The 21391-nt window shown below is 63.3% G+C and carries 18 protein-coding genes and 1 tRNA gene; 8 read left to right on the top strand and 11 right to left on the bottom strand.

Going from position 1 to position 21391, the window contains the following annotated elements:
- Positions 1-137 precede the first annotated feature (137 nt).
- Complete coding sequence (locus P6U28_RS13895) at positions 138-725, bottom strand: formyltransferase family protein (RefSeq protein WP_122403184.1); 588 nt, start codon at positions 723-725, stop codon at positions 138-140.
- A 321-nt stretch (positions 726-1046) separates the two neighbouring features.
- Between P6U28_RS13895 and P6U28_RS13890 the strand changes: the two genes are divergently transcribed.
- Complete coding sequence (locus tag P6U28_RS13890; RefSeq protein WP_122406663.1) at positions 1047-1265, top strand: hypothetical protein; 219 nt, start codon at positions 1047-1049, stop codon at positions 1263-1265.
- A gap of 162 nt (positions 1266-1427) precedes the next feature.
- On the opposite strand, the gene P6U28_RS13885 is transcribed toward P6U28_RS13890, so the two are convergent.
- Positions 1428-1730: a hypothetical protein gene (locus P6U28_RS13885; RefSeq protein WP_122403185.1), complete on the bottom strand. Its 303-nt coding sequence runs from the start codon at positions 1728-1730 to the stop codon at positions 1428-1430.
- A 203-nt stretch (positions 1731-1933) separates the two neighbouring features.
- Positions 1934-2161 (bottom strand): hypothetical protein, encoded by a 228-nt coding sequence (locus tag P6U28_RS13880; protein ID WP_407122464.1) that lies wholly within the window; start codon positions 2159-2161, stop codon positions 1934-1936.
- Positions 2162-2667: 506 nt separating this feature from the next.
- Between P6U28_RS13880 and P6U28_RS13875 the strand changes: the two genes are divergently transcribed.
- Together P6U28_RS13875 and P6U28_RS13870 are read left to right on the top strand one after the other, a co-directional pair.
- On the top strand, positions 2668-3747 hold the full coding sequence (locus tag P6U28_RS13875; protein ID WP_407122462.1) for an AI-2E family transporter: 1080 nt from the start codon (positions 2668-2670) through the stop codon (positions 3745-3747).
- Between the two features lie 145 nt (positions 3748-3892).
- Positions 3893-4285, top strand: coding sequence for an NUDIX hydrolase (locus P6U28_RS13870; RefSeq protein ID WP_122403189.1), 393 nt, complete (start codon positions 3893-3895; stop codon positions 4283-4285).
- Between the two features lies 1 nt (position 4286).
- Here P6U28_RS13870 and P6U28_RS13865 read toward each other — a convergent pair whose 3' ends face one another.
- Entirely contained in the window at positions 4287-4571 is a 285-nt protein-coding gene (locus tag P6U28_RS13865; protein ID WP_407122461.1) for a hypothetical protein, read from the bottom strand.
- A gap of 138 nt (positions 4572-4709) precedes the next feature.
- Positions 4710-4949 (bottom strand): hypothetical protein, encoded by a 240-nt coding sequence (locus P6U28_RS13860; protein WP_122403191.1) that lies wholly within the window; start codon positions 4947-4949, stop codon positions 4710-4712.
- Positions 4950-5571: 622 nt separating this feature from the next.
- On the opposite strand from P6U28_RS13860, the gene P6U28_RS13855 reads away from it, so the two are divergent.
- From P6U28_RS13855 to P6U28_RS13845, 3 genes are all read left to right on the top strand, one after another.
- Positions 5572-8679, top strand: coding sequence for a DEAD/DEAH box helicase (locus P6U28_RS13855; RefSeq protein WP_407123064.1), 3108 nt, complete (start codon positions 5572-5574; stop codon positions 8677-8679).
- Between the two features lie 1391 nt (positions 8680-10070).
- Positions 10071-10739 (top strand): hypothetical protein, encoded by a 669-nt coding sequence (locus P6U28_RS13850; protein WP_407122460.1) that lies wholly within the window; start codon positions 10071-10073, stop codon positions 10737-10739.
- Positions 10740-10809: 70 nt separating this feature from the next.
- A complete protein-coding gene (locus P6U28_RS13845; protein WP_407122459.1) occupies positions 10810-11094 on the top strand; it encodes a hypothetical protein in 285 nt (94 codons plus the stop codon).
- Between the two features lie 827 nt (positions 11095-11921).
- Here P6U28_RS13845 and P6U28_RS13840 read toward each other — a convergent pair.
- Complete coding sequence (locus P6U28_RS13840) at positions 11922-12083, bottom strand: hypothetical protein (protein WP_407122457.1); 162 nt, start codon at positions 12081-12083, stop codon at positions 11922-11924.
- 1817 nt (positions 12084-13900) lie between these two features.
- Here P6U28_RS13840 and P6U28_RS13835 point away from each other — a divergent pair.
- Positions 13901-14062: a hypothetical protein gene (locus P6U28_RS13835; RefSeq protein WP_160118827.1), complete on the top strand. Its 162-nt coding sequence runs from the start codon at positions 13901-13903 to the stop codon at positions 14060-14062.
- A 497-nt stretch (positions 14063-14559) separates the two neighbouring features.
- Here P6U28_RS13835 and P6U28_RS13830 read toward each other — a convergent pair whose 3' ends face one another.
- From P6U28_RS13830 to P6U28_RS13815, 4 genes are all read right to left on the bottom strand, one after another.
- On the bottom strand, positions 14560-14781 hold the full coding sequence (locus tag P6U28_RS13830; protein WP_122403197.1) for a hypothetical protein: 222 nt from the start codon (positions 14779-14781) through the stop codon (positions 14560-14562).
- Positions 14782-15018: 237 nt separating this feature from the next.
- Positions 15019-15094 (bottom strand) — tRNA-Lys (locus P6U28_RS13825).
- Positions 15095-15387: 293 nt separating this feature from the next.
- Positions 15388-18057, bottom strand: a complete 2670-nt coding sequence (locus P6U28_RS13820) for a glycosyltransferase (protein ID WP_122403198.1) — start codon at positions 18055-18057, stop codon at positions 15388-15390.
- A gap of 217 nt (positions 18058-18274) precedes the next feature.
- On the bottom strand, positions 18275-18871 hold the full coding sequence (locus P6U28_RS13815; RefSeq protein WP_122406664.1) for a beta-1-3, beta-1-6-glucan biosynthesis protein: 597 nt from the start codon (positions 18869-18871) through the stop codon (positions 18275-18277).
- Positions 18872-19195: 324 nt separating this feature from the next.
- Here P6U28_RS13815 and P6U28_RS13810 point away from each other — a divergent pair, with 324 nt between their 5' ends.
- On the top strand, positions 19196-20773 hold the full coding sequence (locus tag P6U28_RS13810; RefSeq protein ID WP_407122455.1) for a beta-(1-6) glucans synthase: 1578 nt from the start codon (positions 19196-19198) through the stop codon (positions 20771-20773).
- On the opposite strand, the gene P6U28_RS13805 is transcribed toward P6U28_RS13810, so the two are convergent.
- Positions 20733-21113: a hypothetical protein gene (locus P6U28_RS13805; RefSeq protein WP_407122454.1), complete on the bottom strand. Its 381-nt coding sequence runs from the start codon at positions 21111-21113 to the stop codon at positions 20733-20735. The two genes, P6U28_RS13810 and P6U28_RS13805, sit on opposite strands and share 41 nt — an antisense overlap.
- Positions 21114-21391 lie beyond the last annotated feature (278 nt).

Genomic DNA, 21391 nt, shown 5'->3' with positions numbered 1-21391 from the left:
TTTGTTGCAATGCCAAAGGCAAAATTGTTCCTGTGGGAACAATGGTTTATTTGCGCTCTTGGTCCCAATTTCCGAAGTGGAATCAAGGTCGCTTCACGTTAAGAGTAAACGTCAGGGCGACTCAGGAAAGGCTTCGGTCAGGAAAGGCTTGGCGCGGAGGTCGCGAACTGCTCGTCCTGAACTTTGGCGGGCAGCGCCTTGTGCACCTTGATGTAGTCGATCACATCGGCGAGCAGCTTGAGCCCGAGGGGCGCCAGCGCACGCTCCCAAAGCTCCCGTGCGGTCTCGCCTTTCTTGACGAAGCACCAGTCCTGGGCGGCGATCGCGCCTGCGTCCATGCGGTCGGCGAGATGGTAGATGGTCCCGCCGGCGATCGGGTCGCCTTCCTTGATGGTCCATTCCACCGCGGCCTTGCCGCGATGGCGTGGCAGCAGTGAGGGGTGATAGCCGATCCCGCCGAACTTGGCGGAGGCGAGCGCGTCCTTGCCGATTCGGGCGTGGCTGTGCGCCGTGATGATCAGATCGGTATCCGGGGCAATCTCGGACGCCACCACCAGTTTCGGATTGGCCTGGACCACGACCTCGATGCCGGCAGCCCTGGCAGTCGCGGCGAGGCGATCTTCGGCATCGGCCACGACGACCCGGACGACCGCGACGCTGTGCTCCCGCAACATGTTGAGGGTGGTCACGCCGAAATGGCGGGAGCCGACGAGGGTAATGCGCATATGTGTCCGATCCGTCTCGCAACTGCGTCATCCTCCCGATAACACGTCCGTATGCCCTGTCACCACCCGCGCGGCATTTGCGTGGGTTATCAACAATGCGCTGGGCGCTGGCTGCGACGAACTCTGGGATTGCGCAGTCGATCGCTCAGCTGATCGCCGGCGGCCTTTGCGCCCATGCATCGCGAAATCATCGGGCGGTAACACGATCTCAACCAGCTTCGTGTATCGACGAATCTGTCGCGGATTTGTATTGCGTACCGCGACACGAAGACGTCCGCCGGCGTGGGCGCGCCGCCGCGCCTTTTCGCCGGGATGGATCTCATGCCGAGTGCAATCGAGCAGATCGTGGACGCCTATGTGCGTCTGAAGAACCGCCGTGGACTCGATGAGCTGATGATGCACAGGCAGCGGCTCGCGGTCGATCTGAAGAGCCGGTCCGGCTATGATTTCAGCCTGCCGATCGGCAAGATCGACGAGGAGATCGCGATCATCGAGGCAGGGCTCAGCCGGCTCAACGCGGAGAATTCCACGGCAATCTAGAGGTCTGCGTCGTTGCGGGGGATCTGAGGCCGATGCATCGTCTTGGTCCGCGCCCGGTTCATGCATGGTTGGGGGCGGCAGTGTCTCAATCGTCGGGTCGTTCCGTGGGACACCATCCCGAGGCTTTGTCCCTGCGATTTGGAGGAGTCGAGCGTCTATCGCTCAGTCGCGCCGGCCGCCGTCAATCACCGTGAACAGCGGTCGCGCCGGAGTCGGCTCGACCAGCAGCTCCTCCACCAGTGCGGTTGCCGCATCGACATATTTGCGGGTCGGCCTGTCGAGAGGGCGCTTGGCCTCGTCGTCGAGCGCGACCTTCGCGGCCTCGACCAGCTTGCGCATGCGTGCCGCATGGTCGTCGCCCGCCGTCAGCGTCGCTCGCGCCAGCGAGCGCAGCACGAACAGCTCGCCCTCGAGGCGGAGCAGACGGTCGTTGAGCCTGGTCAGGACGGCGTTGAGATCGGCCATGGGTTCGACGCGGAGGATCCATCCTGATCTAAAGCGCGATGAGATTTGGATGAATCGTCATCGCGCTTTAGCTTGTTGTTTACGCATGATCTTTCCGGAAAACCGCTTCGCACTTTTCCGGATCATGCTTTAGCGGCGATCGGTGAACGGAATCCAAACGGCGCCGGTGCAATTCGGCCGATCCTGCGAACGCCGTGGACGGCTTACCACTCGACGCCCGCCCAGCGCCTCCCGAACACAGGCGGCCTCGTCTTCACGGCTTGCCAGCCGAAGAAATGATGCTTGCCGGACCAGGCGTGCACCAGGCCGCTACAGATGCCGCATTTGAAGCTGCCGGTGTGGGCCTCGCGGTGCTCCTCTCTGGTCGCGGTGTAGTTCATGCCGCAACCCGCACAGGTGAACTCTTCGATCGTCCAGATGCTGTTGGCCATTGCCCAGAATGTGTTTCGGTGGTCTCGATCCACAGTAGTCAGCAGCGTTTGCAGCAGCGTAAACTGGCGCGGGGAAATCCGGTTAATGGCCATTAGCCAAGCCCGGGTTGGAGGGGAGGCCATCCGCCGCCCATCCATATCAGCCGCCTCGAGCGCTTCGAAGGTCCCGGTCGATGAGCATCTGCACCCGTCTGATGGCGAGCAGCGACAGCCTGCCTTGCACTCGCCCGGAGCGGACCTTGTCCCTGATCGCATAGGTATAGCGCCAAAAGCCGGGCGCGGCGTTTGGCCTCAGAGAGTAACGGATGCCGCGGTGCGTCCCTGCGCGTGCAAGAGGCTCTTCGGGAGGGCGCGTCATCGTCTCGGAATGCGGAATGGCCCCGATCTGTTCCCAATCGGGAGCATGGGCAGTTCCAGTCGCCTTGACGCAGGATGCGTTGCTGGCATAACGGCAGGGCCTCGCAAGCGCCGGAAGTTGCGTTCATGCCGCAAGGAAAGCTGTGCCCGTGAAAAACCTCCGTCAGCTCCTGACGGGAGAGGACGTCATCCAGCTCGTGATCCGGCTCGGCCTGCTCGCCCTGCTGATCATCTGGACCTTCCTGATCATCCGCCCGTTCGTACCGATCCTGGCCTGGAGCGGCGTGCTGGCGGTCGCGTTCTATCCGGCGTTCAGCTGGGTTGCCAAGATCCTCGGCGGCCGGCCCAAGACCGCAGCGGCGATCCTGACCCTGATCACGCTCGGCATCGTCATTGGTCCGGCGACCTGGCTCGGCATCAGCGCGGTGGACGGCGTGCGCGAGCTGGCGCACCAGCTCGGCACCGGCGACCTCGTGCTCCAGTCGGCGCCGGAGCAGCTCAAGGCGTGGCCGCTCGTCGGCCCCTGGCTCTACGATCTCTGGGACCAAGCTTATACCAACGTTCGGGCGGTCGTGCGCGAGGTGGCGCCGTATCTCCAGCCGCTGGCAGGCCCGCTGCTCTCGCTCGCGGGCGATGCCGGCGTGGGCACGCTTCAGTTTCTCGTCTCCGTGTTCGTGGCCGGCTTCCTGTTTCCGCATGGGCCGCGGCTGGTCGCCGCCGGCCGCAGCTTCCTGTTTCGCATCGTGCCGGAACAGAGCGAGCATTTCCTATCGCTTGCGGGCGCGACCATCCGCGCCGTGGCGCAGGGCGTGATCGGCGTCGCGATCGTGCAGGCGCTGCTCGCCGGCATCGGCTTCAAGCTCGCCTCTGTGCCGAGCGCGGGCCTTCTCGCCTTCATCGTGCTGTTGCTCTCGATCGTACAGATCGGTGCTTTCCTCGTGCTGCTGCCGGTGATCATCTGGATCTGGACCGCCAAGGACGTCACCACGGCGCTGCTCCTCACCGTGTTTCTCGTCGTCGTCGGCTTCATCGACACCATGTTGAAGCCGCTGGTCATGGGACGCGGCCTGACCACCCCGACCATCGTGATTTTCGTCGGCGTGATCGGCGGCACGCTCGCCCACGGCATCGTCGGCCTGTTCATCGGCCCGATCGTCCTGTCGGTGGCCTGGGAAATGATGATGGCCTGGATCAGGACCGAGGACCGGGCGGAGGCGGGCAAGGGCTGATCTCGCCCCCGAACGGCGCGGTCTGCCGGCCGTGCCACGCCAGGCCCCCGGTGGCTGGCGTCCTGTGATCAAGGTGTGCCGCGAACTTGTCTGTTCCACTAGACAAGTTACGATTGGCTCGATTCTGTTTTCGATGACGGCAGCAATGGCGAAGTCTTCCAAGCTGGTTGCCGTCAGGCGCGGCAAGGTATTGTTGGTCAGACGCCGGTCCGACGGCCGGTGGATGTTCCCGGGCGGCCGCAAGCGTGCGCGCGAGTCGGAGAAAGACTGCTTGCGGCGGGAGATCAAGGAGGAATTGCCCAAGCTGAAGCTCGGCAGGATCAGCCTCTGGAAGGAAGTCAAGGCGAGGAACAAGCGCTCCGGCCGCAAGATGAGCGACGCGATCTTCCTCACCAAGTCTGCGAAGGGCAGGCTGGCGATCGGCGACAAGAAGGAGATCGATCGCGCCGCCTGGCAGAAGCCCCGCGGCATCCGCCTGACGCCGACCTCGCGCTACATCCGCGACCGCCTGTTCCCGAGGAAGCGGCGGCGGAGCTGAGCTAATCCTCGCGTTCCGCCGATCGCGTCCGCCCAGGGAATGACCTCGACCGCGTCGCGAGCTGCTCCAGAGCCGCGAGCCTGACAGCCTCGGCCTCCCGCATCTCCTTGCGGACCTTGCGCGCATCGCGCATCGCCCGCTTGATGAAGGGATGTTGGGAGTCCTCGGCGAAGAACAGCACCACTTCGCAACTCGGACATTGCCTGGAATAGCCGTCCTGCAACCGCCCGGCGCGATCGCGAAACACGTTCTTGCACCGCGTGCACTGAATCTGGACCGAACTCATGCGCGGACAACAATCACTTTGAAAATGGATCGTCAGCTGATCCGAAATATCTGAAGAAAGCTTGAATGCATTTGCGGCCGGACGCCGGCAGAACGCGCGGCCAACGGCAGAAGACCGGTTGGGACAGTCAGCCAGCCGCTATTGCCTGGCCACCATCGCGTCCAGGCAATGGTTGAGGAAGGCGGTGCGATCCCTGGGCAGTATCTTCTCGAGATCCGCCTTCAGCGCGCATTCACGCTGGCGCAACTGCTCGGCCCGGCGCTTCTCGGCTGCCTCGCGATATTCGGGAGCAACCTTGTTGGGATCGACCAGCGTCTGTGCATGGGCGGGAGCCGTCGCAAGCAGCGCGATGGCGCCGATGAAAATGAATGGTTTCAAATGAGCCTCCGTCAAAGGAGGTATCCTAGCGTGCCGCTTGCGCAAGCCCAAACCGGAAAGCATGCGGTACCCCGTTCCCGATAGGTCGCGCCGGTGGACTTTCTGCCCGACCCCTTGGAACGACTCTGCGCGTCGCGCGTAGATTCTTGGCTCCCGGCCCATCCCCAACCCCAAAAGCCCCCGGGCCGCGAGAAAACCTTCCCCATAAAGGTTGGCGACCTCAGGCCTTCGCACTGAGGTCGTTTGGCGTACGCGTGTGAACCAGTTCACAAGCGCGCGGCGAAACCTCTGCTATGGAGACGTCATTGCTTAACCGCTTCATTTTAAACGAACGCCCCAGCGTGGCTCCAAGCGCTGGGGCTTTTTCGTGCCTGCTACTGCCGGGATCGCGATGGCGTCCCCGGACGTTGCCTGCGAGGGATGCGTTCGCGGGGCAAATCCCATATGCATGGCGGCGAGCTGCCGATTCGAGATGAAGGCGGCTCGCATTCAGTTTGCGACGGTTCAAGACCAGAAGCGGGTTCAAGTGAGGCTTTCCAAAAAGGCAGGGGTGGCCAAGAAGGCGCCGAAGAAGGGCAAAGGATCGCAGCGCGCCACGATCTCATCTTCGTCGCCCCTCGGCATGATGGCCCTCCATCTGCTTGCACAATGGAAGCAGTCTGGACGCAGTGGCATCGTCTTTCTCGCCGAGAGCGAGAACAGGGCGGAGCGGCTGGGCAGCGTCATTCACGCGCTCGACCCGTCCTGCGAGGTGCTGGTGTTTCCGCGATTGAACACGCTGCCGTTCGATCAGCTGGAGCCGTCGCACGAGCTCGCGGGGCGCAGAGCTTCCGTGCTGAGGCGCCTCGCAAGATCCAAGAAACCCCTGTTTCTGGTGTCGACCGCGGAAGCGGTGATGGAGCGCCTGCCGCCGCCGGCGAGCCTGTCGCGCCTGAGCCTGAGCTTGAAGGTGGGCGGCACGTTCTCCGAGCGGGACCTCGAGACTCGCCTCGCGGCCCTGGGATACGATCTCGACGACGAACCGGATTATCCAGGCGGAGCGCTGTTCCACGGTCAGACCTTCGAGATATTTCCCGCGGGCGCACTGGGGCCGTTCCGGATCGAGCATTCGCAGCATGCGATCAGACGGATCGTGGCGTTCGACCCGCATGAGCATCGGATCATCTTCGAGACCAGGGAGCTGCTCGTCGATCCCATGTCGGAGCGGCTCGGCCTTGCCGGCAAAGGCGGCAAGCGCGCGAGCCTGTTCGATTATTGCGCGGGTGCCAAATGGATCGCCGATGCAAGCGTCCCCTCGCACGCCGACGGATGGCTCGACACGATCGAGGAGGCCGCGCCGCGCAGCGAGCGCCAGCGCGAATATCTCGGGCGGCGCGACTGGAAGCAGCTCTCCAAGGGCATGAAGATGCTGCCGCGGACGGCGTCGTTCCAGCCCGTTCCGGAATTTTCGAAGCTGACGTCCTCCAGGAAGGCGCTGCGGGCCTTCGTCGAGGAGACACGCCGGGCCGGATCGCGACTGATCCTCATCGCCGCGCACGAGGACGATCTGCGCGTGATGGAGCGGATGAGCGGCATCAAGACGCAGCGCTGCGAGGACTGGGACGAGGCGACGCGCGGGCGGAACGGCGAGACGGCGCTGCTGGCCGATCTCGATGCAGGCTTCGTCTTGCCAGGAAAGAAGCCTGTGGTCGTGGTGACGGCGTCCGACGTGCTCGGCAGCCGCGCCCATCATCCGCAACCGATGGCGCGCGCCTGGAGCGCGGCCTTCGACCATGCCGATGTGCCCGAGCAGGGTACGGTGGTCGTCCATCTCCAGCGCGGCCTTGCCGTGCTCGACGGCTTGCAGACCGTCAACACCGGCGGCGGCGCCATGCGCGAGATGATCCGCCTGAAGTTCGCGGGCGAAAACGCGGTTCTGGTGCCGCCGCCCGATCTCGCCTTGATGTGGCCTTACGCGACCGAGCTCGGCAAGCTGGCGCTCGACAAGGCGGACGGCAGCACATGGTGGGCGCGTCGTACCGAAGCCGAGCGCGAGATCCAGATCGCCGGCAAGGTGCTCGCCAAGCACATCAGCCAACGCCGCCGGCGGCGCGGCGAAAAGCTGGTGCCGCCGGGATCGACCTACGAGAAGTTCGTCGCGCGCTTCCCTTACTTCACGACGATCGACCAGGCCAAGGCGATCAACGACGTGCTGGACGATCTTGCATCCGGTCATCCGATGGACCGGGTGATCTGCGGCGACGTCGGTTTTGGCAAGACCGAGGTCGCGCTGCGGGCCGCGGCCGCGGTGGTGCTGTCGGGCAAGCAGGTGGCGATCGCGGTGCCGACGACGGTGTTGGCACGGCAGCATGTCGCGACGTTCCAGAAGCGCTTCGCGCCGTTCAGCATCGAGGTGGGCAACCTGTCGCGTGCGACCTCGGGCGCGGAGCTGCGGGAGACCAAGGAGGGACTGCGCCGCGGCCGGATCAAGGTCGTGATCGGCACCCAGGCGCTTACGGGGAAGGACGTGAAGTTCGACGATCTCGGCCTCGTCATCATCGACGAGGAGCAGCATTTTGGCGCGGCGGAGAAAGCAAAGCTCGCCGGCCTCGCCAAGAACGTCCATGTGCTGATGATGAGCGCGACGCCGATCCCGCGGACGCTGGCCGCCGGCCTTGCCGGCTTCCGCGATCTCAGCGTGATCGCTTCGCCCCCGGTGCACCGGCTTCCGGTCGCAACCCGGATCGCGCCGCTGTCGGATGCGGCCATTGCCTCCGCGCTGCTGCGCGAGCAACGCCGCCACGGCCAGAGCTTTTTGATCTGTCCGCGCATCCAGGATCTCGATCCCATGCTGGCGCGGGTGCGAGCGGTGGCGCCTGACCTGCGCATCGTCTGTCTGCACGGCAAACTGCCCGCCGACGAGATCGACGATCGCATGATGAGCTTCGTCGAAGGCGATGCCGACGTCCTGCTCGCGACCAACATCGTCGAGAGCGGCCTCGACATTCCCCGCGCCAACACCATCGTGGTGTGCTGGCCGGAAAAGTTCGGCCTTGCCCAGCTGCACCAGCTGCGCGGACGCGTCGGCCGCGGCGGCATCCGCGCCTTCGCCCATCTCCTGACCGAGACGGAGTCCGGACAGTCCGAGAAGCGGCTCGCCGTGCTCGAGGAGTTCAGCCGGCCGGGCGCCGGCTTTGCCATCAGCGAGCGCGACCTCGATCTCAGGGGCGCAGGCGACCTGTTCTCGGAGCAGCAATCGGGCCATGTCCAGGTGTTCGGGCCCGTGCTCTACAGCCACCTCCTGAAAATGGCTTCGGAGAAGGCCGATGAGGAGCGCGCCGCGGTGTGGGTGCCCGACCTGAACCTGCCGGTCGGGGACATGCTCCCCGAGAGCTACGTGCAGTCCGAGCCCGTGCGGCTCGAGCTCTATGCGCGCGCCGCACGATGCAGCAGCGAGGATGATCTCGACGATCTCGAGGAGGAAACCTCCCGCCGCTTCGGACCTTTGCCGAAGATCGCCCGCGACTTCTTCGCTGCGGCGAAGCTCAGGATCGAGTGCAAGCGACGCGGCATCATCCGGCTCGATGTCGGGCCTGAGGCCGCGGCTGCAACGTTCCTGCCGGGGCGCTTGCGGAAGTCGCGGGGCAAGTCACTGCAACGCGACGGCGATCGCGTCGTTCATCACAGCCCGATGCGCGATGCGCCATTCGAGCGGGTGGAGGAGTTGTTCGAGCTGCTGGATGAGGGGTGAGGGCGCCCGCGCCTTGGCGTCCTCCTTCGACAGCAGCCTGACGTCATCGCCAGCGCGGATCGCGCATTCGAGGTCGCTCACCAGCCGGGCCTTTTCAATTGCCAATTCGTGGCGGGAACCCTGTTACACCGTTATAGTTAATGGGGGCTTGGCGCAGGAGATTGTCCGATGTCCCATGCCATTCCTCCGGTCATTGTCGCGATTATCGCAAGCTCATGTTTGTTGGTCCTGGCGCAAGCAGGCGGCGCAAATGCCGGGTCCGCAGGGGCGGGCATGGGAACGGGGCCGAATACCGCTGGCGGGTCGGCACCTTCTGGAATGGGGACGAGTGCAGGCAATGCGGCTCCCTCAGCGCCCCCGGGGATGGGGACGAAAGATACCGCCACCGGCGGAAATCCGGGCACCAACAGCGAACCGGCCAATCCGAACGTTCAGCCCGCCACGCCCGCGAGGTCGCGGGCGGCAGCCCAGGCCGCGAGAAATGCCGGGGCTGGTCACGCCCAAAATGGCCTGCCCATCGGCGCCATTGGGAGCGGCACGAGCAATGAGGATCAACTGGCCACTGGCTCAACGTCCTCCCAAGACAGATTCCGGCCGGCGACACAGGCTCAAGGAAACACCGGTGCTGGTTCACACGGTCTGTCGGGGAGAGGCTCGAGTCTTTCGGATCAGATCAGTCACCGGCGAGCCGCACGAGCTGGAGACAAGGTGCTGGATGCCAAAGCGCAGGTCGAGCGACGAACGAATGTGTCGCCCAGGCGCGGTTCGAGCCCGATAAAGCCAGGTCTATAGTCTGCGAGCGAAGGGCAAAGGATCGGCGCAATGGATCGTCGCGCTCAACCACAGCCCGATGCGGGAGGCGTGGTTGGAGCGCGTGGAGGAGTTGTTCGAGCTGCTGGATGAGGGGTAGGACGCATCAAAAATGCGAGAACAACCCCATGCACAGTAGCTAAGTGCTTCTGCCATAATGTCTTCCGCATCGCGCAAAAGTCGGTCGCGATCGCTGCACCGGGCCGACACAGCTGTCGGTCTGTGATCAGGATGGGCCCAACGGCGCATGCCGCATTCTCTCGCCCCGGAGTTCCAGCACACAGCAATTGCACCGTCGGGCAAAACAGGGGTATTCTGCCAGCTTCGGAAAATCCGTTTCGACGCGAGCGCAGGGCCGGGGCGACTGCACCATCAGGGTAGCTTCCCGGCTGTCTTCGTCCCTGCATCGCATCAACCCCGTAATCGGCCGGGGTCGCTGAGCCGTCGGCCAGCAGCGTCGCTAACGTGAAATTAATCCGAAATGCTCACAATTTTAGGCAGTTGGAGTTGGGTGCTGCGTACAAGGACTCGTCGCGAGGACGTTCCAGGGGCGGCTTCCTGTTGCTCGCTCACTGGGGTCAATGCACGTGACCACGACCTTCGAAACGCAAAGCTTCGCCGAAGAACTCGACGCGGTAGCACTTGCTGCCGCCGCCGCAGCGCACGAGCCCCCGGCCCTGGAGGCTCCAGCACCGATCAAGCGCTCCAGGCGGAAATCGGTCTTGGCACTCTCGGTATGTGCCCTGGCCATCAACGGCGCCGCGGCCATCTATACGTTGCCGCCCGATTTGCCGCCGCTGAATGTCAGCAGCCTGGCTGAGCTGCTTCCACGCCGCGAAGCGCCCGCGCCGAAGCCGGATCCGGTTGTCGCCGCCTTGAAGGAGATCCAGTCGGCCCAGCAGCAACACACGGCATCGCTGCAGGAGAACAATCAGGCCTTGCAGCAAAATGCAGCTCTGATGCAGCAGGATTCGATGGTGCTGCTGTCCCTGCGACAGAGCATCACGGACGAGCGGGTCGATGTGAAGAAGATATCTTCGCAGCTGTCCACGCTGATCGCGAAGGTCGACTCGCTGCAAAACGCAATGATGTCGGACGTCACGTCCTCCATTCGACGAGCGAATGCCCGCTATGGATTGTCCGCGGCAATGCGGAAGCGCTTGGCTCGGGAGTCCAAGCCCGTAGGGCCCATTTCGGTCGGCGGAGCCCCGCTGAGTGTGCCGGCTGCGACGTCAGCTCCGGAGAGCTGAGGCGCGGGCTCGGCTGCCTCTCCACCAGTGAGGCAGGCTAATCGCATTTGAACCTTCATCAGAAGTCGTGATGCCCGGGCTCGTCGCGCCTGCGCGGCTGAAGCCGTTTCGGCGAGGCGAAGGCCTGGCCATCCACGTTCTTGTGCTGCATGGCAAGGCGCGGATGACCGGGACAAGCCCGGCCATGACGATGTGGAGACTATCCTGCCCAAGCGGCGGCTGTCTCGCTCCGGCAAGCATTTTGAGGCGCGAGCAGGGCGCGGCAGAGTGTGCTCTTGAACCGCATCTCCCCAAGATCGACTCGTTGTCTCCGATCCAGAACACAAAATTGCTGCCGTCTGAATCGCATGCGTGAATGCGAAAGCGACATCTTCGTCAGCGACGAACCGCTTCGTAGCGCCTCGCGATAACTATCGATCCGTTTCATCTCGGATTGCTGATCGACGTTCTGGCGGGCTTAGAAGAATACTGACCTACCTACTGAACGCCAGTGTCCGCGCGGTGGCGTTGCAAGCTTGCAAGTACAAATGCGTCCGCAAGGCGCGCTCCACGGGGACTGTCCGGGAGGACCACGCTGCTCCACGACGCCTACCCCAGCGGAATGCTGTCGACGCGCAGACAGGGGCGGCACTGGAAGGCGTGTACCGCGGGCAGATCGAGGATGGCGGGAAGCGTGGCCAGGAACGTCATCGGCCGTCTGCACTTGCAGCAGATCAGAACGGGCGGCCCGTCTTGCGCTGTACGGATCATCGCCAAAGTGCCCAGGGGTAGGGCACACTACGCGGATGCTGCGGGCAGTTCATCTCGGGGGGACTACGGTGCTCTATCGGAATCTGCCGCTCTTTTGCGACGAAGGGGGTTGAGGATTGGCAGGAAAACCGATCGGATCGCGGCCGCGCTGCAATGTCACCCTAATCAAGAGCGTCAATTGTTGGGCCTTAACCTCCAGCCGTAGTCCTGATGTGAAATCGCGGCGGTGATGTCGGCCTCTTTGTCCGCTGAGAGGCGCCAGGCTGCCACTCCGAAGCACAAGGTCAAGACCAGGGCTGTCGCAAGCAGAAGCATCGAGACGAAATGGCTCACGCGCATCACCCGCAGTTTGAAACTACGAGAGAGCGAACACGAGTTGCCGATTCGGAAAATACAGACGCGCTGACCTAAAGGCCTGATTTCCACATCCGTTCACACAGGACCAAAGGCGCTCACGATCCCGATCGTGATCGGGACCAGCGCGACGATTGTCCATAAGGCTGGCGAACTGGAGGATAAGCCGGCGAAAAAGATCAGGAGACCGAAGCCGACGAGGGCCGCCGAGATGGCATAGGCGAGTGCTTTTTCCATCATTCGATCCACGAGGAATACGGGATGGATTGCGCCTGTAGGACTCACCGCGGGTCGAAACGTTCCTGTGCTCATATTTGAGCCGCATCTGCGGCTCCGAAAGCTGGAGACACGAAATCAGCTGGCGTCCGCGCTCACCTGGCCCGCTGGATTAGCGGCGGCACGCTTTTAGGCCGACGGGGCAGTCCCGGTCTTCCGCTCAAGCATCGCCATTTCAACATGGTCAGCCAGGATCGTGAGGTGGCACGCAAGCCGGTCGAACACTTCGCGCTTGGCGGGATCTGTCGCCAAATCGCGGACCAGGGCGCATTCAGCGGCATCGTTCCGAAGTTCTCAAGCTGGGCCAGATAATCCTTCATCGGTAACTGGCTCCGTCCTCCGCAAGCGGAACTGTACAACCAATGTCCGAAAGCGAACAGAAGCGATTGCCGATTTTTCCTAGTCTTTCGAGGCTTTGGCCTTTCCCAAAGGCCCAAGCACCTCCAGCGGCCCCGGCCTCCACACCCCAAATGCCCCCACGGTCGGGGCCGTCATTGGCGATAGCCCGACCCATCGATCGTATCCCGTAAAGCTGGCCCTCTAAGCGTTCGCGACATTGGGGTCGGTGAGCCGTTTTGCAGCGCAGGCCGCTGCGACCCCTGGACAGCACTTCCAAGCAGGAACTGTACCCTCGCCAGCGCGTTTTCTCGCTTGCATGGTTTTCCCGGTCGGTCGGGCCTTGGGGGCGTCAATGGGCACTTGTGATCGCACCGCTGTCCTAAAGCAGCGTGGGGACGAGCTGGCTTTCGGTCGTTCCGAGCTTGAAGATTTGCGCTCCCGCGTGATCGCGGCCGAGCAAATGCAAGAGCGGCAAAGGCTCGACGGCAAACCGGCCGCAGCAATTCGCAGGAGTGCGAAGTCCAAATCGTCATCGGCAAATCCCGATCGGCCAAAGAAGCGCTTGGCGCGGCCGCCGAACGTCGGACAATGACGTCCGGTCAAGAGTAGGCAATTTCGTCGGCGTTCGAGCGTGGCCGAAAGACTCAACTGGGAAGTGTGCCGGCTGCGAGCGCGGCTCCGGAGAGTTGAAGGCGAGTCAAGCGAAGCACTCAGAAGATATCCGCGCTAAGCTGGACCCGCGCGAACGGTCTCCTTCGCCTCGCTCGACGCGAGCCGCCACCGAGGATGCGCATCCGGCCGCCGTCTATTGCCGTTCTTCGTACTTGTTGCAGCGACCATCGCCCAGTTGCACCCGATTGAGTTCCTGAAATGGCGGATCGCAACGCAGGAGCGTGTACGTCCTGTAGGAAGGCGGGGGGACGCGCCAGCAAAGAGTCTGGCCCGCGGGCACCTGGTACGTTTCCACGCTCGCTATCGTATAGCTGCACGAAGGACTGGGGTCCTTCATCTTCACCTCTGCATTGGCCTGGGTGAGCGAAGCCGCCGCGAGGAGTGCCACCGACAATACACGCATGGTTTCCCTTTCTCCGCACATGTGACCTGCAATGGTGAGTTGGGATGCAGGCGTCGGTACGACAAGACAGCCACCGATGACAAATTTCCAAGAAGCACGATGGTTGAAGCACGATGGTTGCGATGGCCTGACGTGTAACCTTTTACCGTTGAGGCTGCACGAACAAGAGCTCAACCCGTACCACTCGCTGAGAACATCGCTCTGTCTTCGCGCAACGCTTGGCAGCGCCACCGGAGACGTACATTTGAATTGCATTGCTGCTATCAATCTTAACCTCGACTTAAAGGCTCCATCTGATTGCCTTGGTGTGCGTAAAGCAGGATCATTCCGAACGGTCATACGACGCTGTTCGAGAGAGGAGCCTGCCATGACACTGCAGGATGCTTTGGCGGTCTACGTGTATGCTTGGATGAGGGACAAATCTCTCGACGAGGCCCACGAGCAGGTCGTCGACGCGGCGGTGAGGGTCATCGAACAGCAGGCGCGGAAAGCACTGGCAGCGCATTCACAGAGCGACGAAACGGAATAGCGCCGCCGTGTGGTCGCCATATCCGGCGGTGCTGTCGTGCGCAGGGCGGCTCCGCGCCCATCGCTCGCAATCCGGTCCGTCGTTCCAGTGCTTCTGCCGACGGTACGGCCGATCACGATGCTCCACGCAGTGATCAGCAGCCTGCATCGTCCGGATGCGGCTCGATTAAACATTAAGACAATAAGCCAAATTAAATAAATTAAATGCTGGACGTGATTTAAATTTGGATTAGAATGAGAATCACTTGGCGCCGGACGAACGCGTCAAGGACCTCCTAGAAGCGGCCCCATTATCCCGCCCTGCTTGCAGCCAAGGATGTAAGGCCGCTTCTAGGGCAAAGTGTGAGGCAAATCATGCACCTGTCACTAGGTGATTTGTGTCTCGTCTCCGCAGCAACGGGTGCGCTCCTACTGATTGAGATCGGCGTTTTGATCATCGTGGGTTTGATCTGAGCCAATGAAGAAGAGCGTAGGGACGTTCTGCGGGGCAGCTGCATATCAGTTTTCTTTGTAAGCGTGTTCGGCCTCGACGGCGCGGAGCAGGGCGGCAAGGCTGGGATATTCCACGCCATTGCGGACGTAGCGGTTGATGTGCTCGACATAGCTGGCCGATCCGTCAGGCTTGCCGCGCCAGCTGAACAGCAGCACGGCACTGTTGTGCTGGCGCAGTACGTGGCCGGCGCCATTACCGAAATGCTTGCTCATGGCGTGCCGCTTCATGGCCGCACCTCCAACTTCGCCAGCTCCGGCTCGTCCCATTTCCGGAAAGCATCCCGAAGGGAGACGTTCCTATGGTGAGGCGTAATGCCGAGTGCAAGGAAGCTACGGGCAGGACTGCCGAGCTGAGTGGCATATATCTCGGAGCGCTGCGCACGCGCGTAATCGATTTGCCAACACGGTGCCCACATAGAGCTTTTTCAGTGGGCTTGCGATCTAAACTAACTCATTGATCCGGCTTGGTGAGCGCGCTGGGGCTCGAACCCAGGACCCCGTGATTAAAAGTCACGTGCTCTACCGGCTGAGCTACGCGCTCCCATGGCCGCTGATGGCTTTGACGAGATCGCCATCGTGTTCGGACATTCGAGAAGCATGTCTTGCCGCTGCGCTTCAAGTTTGCGTCGCGGGGAAAACCGGCCGTTTCCGGATCATGCTTTCGGTCCGGGCTGTGTAGGGGGATGGGACGCTGAGGTCAATAGCGGGCGTGGTTGCCGAAAGTCTTGGCAGGGACGAAGATTTGCTCGCGGAATCGTTGGCTTAAGCCGGGATTCTCAACCTGATTGGCGGGCCGTCATCCACGCCGGACAGCGAGGATGGACAAGCCGCCCGTCACGTCGGCTCCCGCCGCACCTCGCTCGGCACGGGTTGTGGCGTGCCGACGGGGGTCGGCAGGGCGACCGGGCGCAGGCCGATCAGCTCGGCAGTGCGGATGGCGCTGTCGCGCCAGAACTGGAACGAGTTGATCCGGCTGAGCTCGAGGATGGCGATCGCGACCGCGGCGAGGAACGGCAGGCTTTGCAGCACCAGCACGCCGGCGAAGATGTAGATCTCGGTGATCTGGCGGAAGCTGTTGGAGGCGATCAGCACGCCGGCACCGACCACCAGCAGGGTGCCGATCACGGCCTCCCAGAACGCCTGGAACTCGATCGACATCCTGGACAGGCCGCCTTTGGAGGTGCGGGCGAAGGCGATGTGCTCGGTGATCAGGCCCTGCGCCACCGCGCGCGACACCGTCCACTGCACGCTCATCGCCGCGATCATGGCGCCCAGCATCTGGCCGGGCTTGATCGCGACGCGGGCGCGGTACATCGACAGGAAATGGGCCAGCGAGACGATGAAGGCGCCGATGATCGGCAGCGTCAGGATCTTGTCGGGGATGGCGATGTCGGCAAAGGCGACGATCGGCACCCAGACGAGGTTGAGCAGCGCCACGACGACGCCGAGGCTTTCGGCGCCCAGCCAGTTGAGCCAGCCCAAGCCATATTCGCGCTTCTGGTCGGGCGTCAGCCGACTCGAACCGGGCAGGAAACGGCGCCAGTGCTTCTTGACGATCTGGAGGCCGCCATAGGCCCAGCGGTGCCGCTGCTTCTTGAAGGCCTCGTAGGTGTCGGGCAACAGGCCAGCCCCGTAGCGGGTGTTGGTGTAGTGGGTGGTCCAGCCGAGCTCCTGGATCGCAAGGCCGAGATCGGAATCCTCGCAGATCGTGTCCGACGACCAGCCGCCGGCCATGTCCATCGCGGCGCGGCGGATCAGGCACATGGTGCCGTGCACGATGATGGCGTTGGCCTCGTTGCGCTGGACCATGCCGATGTCGAAGAAGCCGGCATATTCGCCGTTCATGATGTAGTGCATGATCGACAGATCGCCGTCGCGATGCTCCTGCGGCGCCTGCACGAGGCCGACGCGCGGGTCGGCGAATGCCGGCACGAGGTCGTTCAGCCAGTCGGGCTCGACGACATAGTCGGCATCGAGGATGCCGATGATCTCGGCATCCGCCGCGGTCCGATCCATCGCAATGCGCAGCGCGCCGGCCTTGAAACCCTGCACCTTCTCGGCGTTGATGAACTTGAAGCGTTCACCGAGCGCACGGCAATGGTCCTGGATCGGCTGCCAGAAGGCGGGATCCGGCGTGTTGTTGATGATGACCACGCATTCGTAGTTCGGATAGTTCAGCCGCGACAGCGCATCCAGCGTCTGCTTGAGCATGTCGACCGGCTCGAAATAAGCGGGGATGTGGATCGAGACTTTCGGATAGTAATTCTCCGGCACGTTCTCGACCGGCTTGCCCTTGGAGAGCAGCCGCTGCGGCGGCCGGCCGAAGGCGACGGCCGCGATCTCGTCGATGCGCGCCATCGCAATGAGAACAAGGGGAACAAGGAGGATCATGCCGAGCGTCAGCGCGAAGGCCGAGCCGAAGATGAAGTAATGGCTGTTCCAGAACGCGAACACGGTCGCCGCCCAGGCACCGACGCCGTTGGCGGTCGCCGAGAGCAGGAAGGCCTGCTTCGCGGTCGCTTTTTCGATCCGCAGGATCGGCAGTGACAGCAGGACGCCGACCAACAGCGCGATGCCCATCAGCTTCCAATAGTCGGGGTTTTCCACCGGGCCGGTCCAGGCGAATTTCGGCTCGCGGCTGGCATTGAGGATGCCCCAGTAGGGGCCGACGCCGCCTTCGAAGAACTTCCAGGGCTGATCGATGGCTTCGACGATGTTGTATTCCATGCCGATGGCTTCGGCGCGGGTGACGAAGTTGCGCAGGATCAGCGCCTGCTGGAACGGGCCCGGATCGGCGTTACGCAAATTGTAGCCCTGGCTCGGCCAGCCGAACTCGGCGATCACGATGCGCTTGCCCGGGAAAAGGTTGCGCAGGAGGTTGTAGCGGTCGACGGCCTGGTCGACCGCCTGGTCCGAACGGAAGTTTTCCCAGTAGGGCAGAACGTGCGCGGCGATGAAATCGACGTTGGAGGCAAGGTCCGGATTGTCGCGCCAGATATTCCAGATCTCGCCGGTGGTGACGGGCACGCGGACCGAGCCCTTCACCTTCTTGATCATGTCGATGAGGTCTTCGACCTTCTGCTCGCCGCGGTAGATCACCTCGTTGCCGACCACGACGCCGACGACGTTGCTGTTCTTGCGGGCGAGCTCGATGGCGGCCTTGATCTCGCGCTCGTTGCGATCCTTGTCCTTGTCGATCCAGGCGCCGACGGTGACCTTGAGGCCGAACTCGGCGGCGATCGGCGGCACCAGTTCCACGCCGCCCGTGGACGAATACAGGCGGATCGCGCGCGTCATGGTCGACAGCGTCTTCAGGTCGGCGCGGATTTTCTCGACGGTCGGAATGTTGTCGATGTCGGGGTGGGCCGAGCCTTCGAACGGTGCGTAGGACACACTGGGCAGGAGGCCCTTGAAGTCGGGCGCGGGTTTCTGGTCGCGCAGGACTCCCCACAGACCAGCGTGAAGCGCGGACACAAGCAACAGAACGGCGGCGACAACGCGCATCGCGGCTAAACCAAAAGGGGCTGAGGTGGCAGGGAAGCGGATCCGACCCCGAGATCCGACCGTGTCCCCGGCAAAGGGAGCATACCTCTGCCGCGCGGTTTCACAACTGTCATGGCCTCATGTCCTTATGAGGGCATGGTCTTTTCGAACGACGCGCGGCAGTGCCAACCGCGTCTATGGCTGATCGTTCCTGAACGGCAGGTGAAACGACCCTCGTCTATTTCTGCGGCGCCGGCGTCGGACTTGCTGCAGGCGAGGGGCTCGCGGCCGGCTGCGGTGCCGGCGAATTGCCGGCTGCCGGTGCCGCCGGCTGAGAGGCCGTGGCCGCCGCCTGCTGCGGCTGGGCGGCCGGATTGATCCAGCACGCGTGCACGCGGCTGTCCAGCGTTTCGGCGACCTTGGGGTCGATCTGCCCGCCGAATCGGGTCAGGCAGCGGAACGCGGCCTGGATGTGGCCGCCCGGGCAGCCGAAACGGTCGTAGAGGTCGAGATGGCGAAACGCGGTGTCCAGATCATCCCGCCACATCAGCCGCACCACGCGCCGGCCGAGCCAGACGCATTCGGGGTTGCCGGCCGGGCCGTTGATGACCTGGGCCGCTTCGGCGAATTCGTCGGTGCGGCGCTGGTTCTGGGCGGCATCCTTGGCGGCGGCGTCGGCGGGCTGGGCAGCCGCCTTGCCCTGGTCAGGGGTGGGTGTGCCGCTCTGGGCGGAGACGCCGCCAAGACCGGCGAGAAGGAGAAGGGAGGAGACGGCCAAGGTGGCGGCGAACTGCCGCAGGACCGCATTTCGTGACTCGAACACCCGTTGCCGCATGAATTCCCCAATGTATCCGCTGGCCGTCCGCATCAGATCCCGCGGACGCGCCGGTGATGGCGTCCAAATGGGTCTCCAATGCGGCGGAAAAGTCTTTGCGAGTCCATGACCTGTATTTCGAATTTTGTCCAGCAAAGTCACAATCCTAGAGCACGGTCGAACGGCCGCAGCGAGATTCCTTTTGGGGGAGGGCGGATCCGCAGAGTGGATCGGCATTTGGACCACCCCCTTGGCAGATGGCGTGCGAGCAGGTAATCGACGGACCCTTCGCGGAGGACGGAACCGATTTCTCTTCGTACGCCACTGGCGCTTCTGCTCGTTTCGTTGGGTGCCATCGCTGCCGTGTGGTGGTGGCTTGCCACGCCGATCACACTCGCGCGCGCCCCGATCGATCCCGCCGACAAGGTCCAATGCGTCTCCTACGCGCCGTTCCGCGGCGAGCAGTCGCCGCTGGACGCATGGACTCATATCGAAGCCGACCAGATCGAGCAGGACCTGCGCCAGCTCAAGCAAATCACCGACTGCGTTCGCACCTATTCGATGGAGAACGGGCTCGATCAGGTTCCGGCGATCGCCGCCAAGATCGGCGGGTTGAAAGTGCTCCAGGGCATCTGGCTCTCCAGCAACCGCACCAAGAATTTCGAACAGGCCGGGCTCGCCATTCGCCTCACCAAGCAATTCCCCGACGTCATCACCGCGGTCATCGTCGGCAACGAGGTGCTGCTGCGCGGTGAGATGACGACGGCGGATCTCGTCTCGATCATCCGCCTGGTGAAGACGCAGGTCAGCGTGCCCGTGACCTATGCCGACGTCTGGGAATACTGGCTGAGGAATCGCGAGGTCTCCGACGCCGTCGACTTCGTCACCATCCACATCCTGCCTTATTGGGAGGATTTCCCCGTGAGGGCGAAATTCGCCTCCGCCCATGTCGAGGCGATCCGCGAGCGCATGGCGGTGGCGTTCCCCGGCAAGGAGATCCTGATCGGCGAAACCGGCTGGCCGAGCGAGGGCCGCATGCGCGACGGCGCGCTGCCGTCGCGAACCAACCAGGCGCGTGTCGTCTCGGAAATCCTGAGCCTTGCCAAGGCGCAGAAGTTTCGCGTCAATCTGATCGAATCCTACGACCAGCCGTGGAAGCGCAGGCTGGAAGGCACGGTCGGCGGCTATTGGGGCCTGTATGACTCGGTGCGCCGGAGCCTGAAATATCCGCCGGGAGAGCCGATCAGCAATTTCCCGTACTGGAAATGGTACATGGGCGCGGGCATGGGCCTTTCCGTGCTGGTGTTCGCCGTCGCACTGATCACGCTGCGCCGGAGGCCGTGGACGCCACGCTTCTCGTCCTGGCTCGGCGTCGGCATCTCGGCGACGACTGCCGGCATCCTGCTCGGGATCGGCGCCGACAAGATGTATTACGAGAGCTACGGGATCGGCGGCTGGCTGCTCTGGGGCGCGCTGTTGCTTGCCGGCATCCTGTCGCCGATCTTCTGTGCGCAGGCGATGGTGATCGGCCGCAGCCTTCCGACCTTCCTCGATCTGCTCGGCCCGCGCGAGGGCCGGAAATGGTCGAAGCTCACCGCGGTACTCGGCCTCACGCTCGCGGCGACGGCGGTGATCGCGGCAGCGACCGCGCTCGGCTTCGTGTTCGACCCGCGCTACAAGGATTTTCCCTACGCTTCGCTGACGATGGCGGTGGTGCCGTTCGCGCTTTTGATGCTGAACCGGCCGCAGATCGGCCAGCGTCCGATCGCGGAAGCCGCGTTCGCGGGCGTGCTGGCGTTGTCGGCCGCGTATGTGCTGGTCAACGAAGGCCGTGACAATTGGCAGTCGCTGTGGACCTGCGCGATCTATCTCTTGTTCGCTCTCACGCTGTGGCGGGCGCGGGCCGAGCAAATCCAAGAATGAAGAGGCCGATCGCCAGGCCCGACAGCACGACATTGTAGAGCACGATGCCGAGACCGGCGGCGACGATGCCGACGGTGAGCAGAACGATCGACGGTCGCATCAGGTTCAGCGTCGCCACCACCAGCGCGACGATCCCGAACACCGAATTCTTGAACAGCACGGTCGCAACCGAACGCCCCTTGCAGATCAGCGTCTGAAGGCCGGCGTCGCAGGCAAGCGCGACCTGCGACAGCTCGATCGCGAGATAGCGCAGATAAAGCGCATAGCCGACGGAGACGAAGCCGACGACGATCAGGAACTGCACCTGGTAGGGCGTGAGGCGGAAGGGCTTTTTGGTCATGGCGGCAATATGGTCGGGATGGCGCGGGCAGGCAACAGGGCAGGCCGAAGTTTCTGTTCGATGCGCGGGCTACAATCCCTTTGACCGATCATCTTGCGGCGCGCGCCATGCGCTCGGATAAGGCAACGGCGCCGACCAGGTCGGCGCCGTCCGGCGGATGCCGCGAGAACAGCTGCCGTTGCGATGATGAATGTCTTCACCTGTGTCTTCCTTGGTCATGGAGGCGGGCACGAGCGATTTCGCATGTCGGCCGCTTCGGTTCGCGACCGGGACAACTT

It is taken from the genome of Bradyrhizobium sp. STM 3561, from assembly GCF_045571455.1.
Taxonomy (GTDB): Bacteria; Pseudomonadota; Alphaproteobacteria; order Rhizobiales; family Xanthobacteraceae; genus Bradyrhizobium; species Bradyrhizobium vignae.
This window is presented reverse-complemented; position numbering and strand designations above follow the sequence as displayed.

Bases quoted from the DNA above. Each gene is read 5' to 3' on its own strand.
- P6U28_RS13895 (WP_122403184.1), bottom strand. From the start codon at position 725: ATGCGCATTACCCTCGTCGGCTCCCGCCATTTCGGCGTGACCACCCTC.
- P6U28_RS13890 (WP_122406663.1), top strand. From the start codon at position 1,047: ATGCCGAGTGCAATCGAGCAGATCGTGGACGCCTATGTGCGTCTGAAG.
- P6U28_RS13885 (WP_122403185.1), bottom strand. From the start codon at position 1,730: ATGGCCGATCTCAACGCCGTCCTGACCAGGCTCAACGACCGTCTGCTC.
- P6U28_RS13880 (WP_407122464.1), bottom strand. From the start codon at position 2,161: ATGGCCAACAGCATCTGGACGATCGAAGAGTTCACCTGTGCGGGTTGC.
- P6U28_RS13870 (WP_122403189.1), top strand. From the start codon at position 3,893: ATGGCGAAGTCTTCCAAGCTGGTTGCCGTCAGGCGCGGCAAGGTATTG.
- P6U28_RS13865 (WP_407122461.1), bottom strand. From the start codon at position 4,571: ATGAGTTCGGTCCAGATTCAGTGCACGCGGTGCAAGAACGTGTTTCGC.
- P6U28_RS13855 (WP_407123064.1), top strand. From the start codon at position 5,572: ATGATGGCCCTCCATCTGCTTGCACAATGGAAGCAGTCTGGACGCAGT.
- P6U28_RS13850 (WP_407122460.1), top strand. From the start codon at position 10,071: ATGCACGTGACCACGACCTTCGAAACGCAAAGCTTCGCCGAAGAACTC.
- P6U28_RS13845 (WP_407122459.1), top strand. From the start codon at position 10,810: ATGCCCGGGCTCGTCGCGCCTGCGCGGCTGAAGCCGTTTCGGCGAGGC.
- P6U28_RS13840 (WP_407122457.1), bottom strand. From the start codon at position 12,083: ATGATGGAAAAAGCACTCGCCTATGCCATCTCGGCGGCCCTCGTCGGC.
- P6U28_RS13835 (WP_160118827.1), top strand. From the start codon at position 13,901: ATGACACTGCAGGATGCTTTGGCGGTCTACGTGTATGCTTGGATGAGG.
- P6U28_RS13830 (WP_122403197.1), bottom strand. From the start codon at position 14,781: ATGAAGCGGCACGCCATGAGCAAGCATTTCGGTAATGGCGCCGGCCAC.
- P6U28_RS13820 (WP_122403198.1), bottom strand. From the start codon at position 18,057: ATGCGCGTTGTCGCCGCCGTTCTGTTGCTTGTGTCCGCGCTTCACGCT.
- P6U28_RS13815 (WP_122406664.1), bottom strand. From the start codon at position 18,871: ATGCGGCAACGGGTGTTCGAGTCACGAAATGCGGTCCTGCGGCAGTTC.
- P6U28_RS13805 (WP_407122454.1), bottom strand. From the start codon at position 21,113: ATGACCAAAAAGCCCTTCCGCCTCACGCCCTACCAGGTGCAGTTCCTG.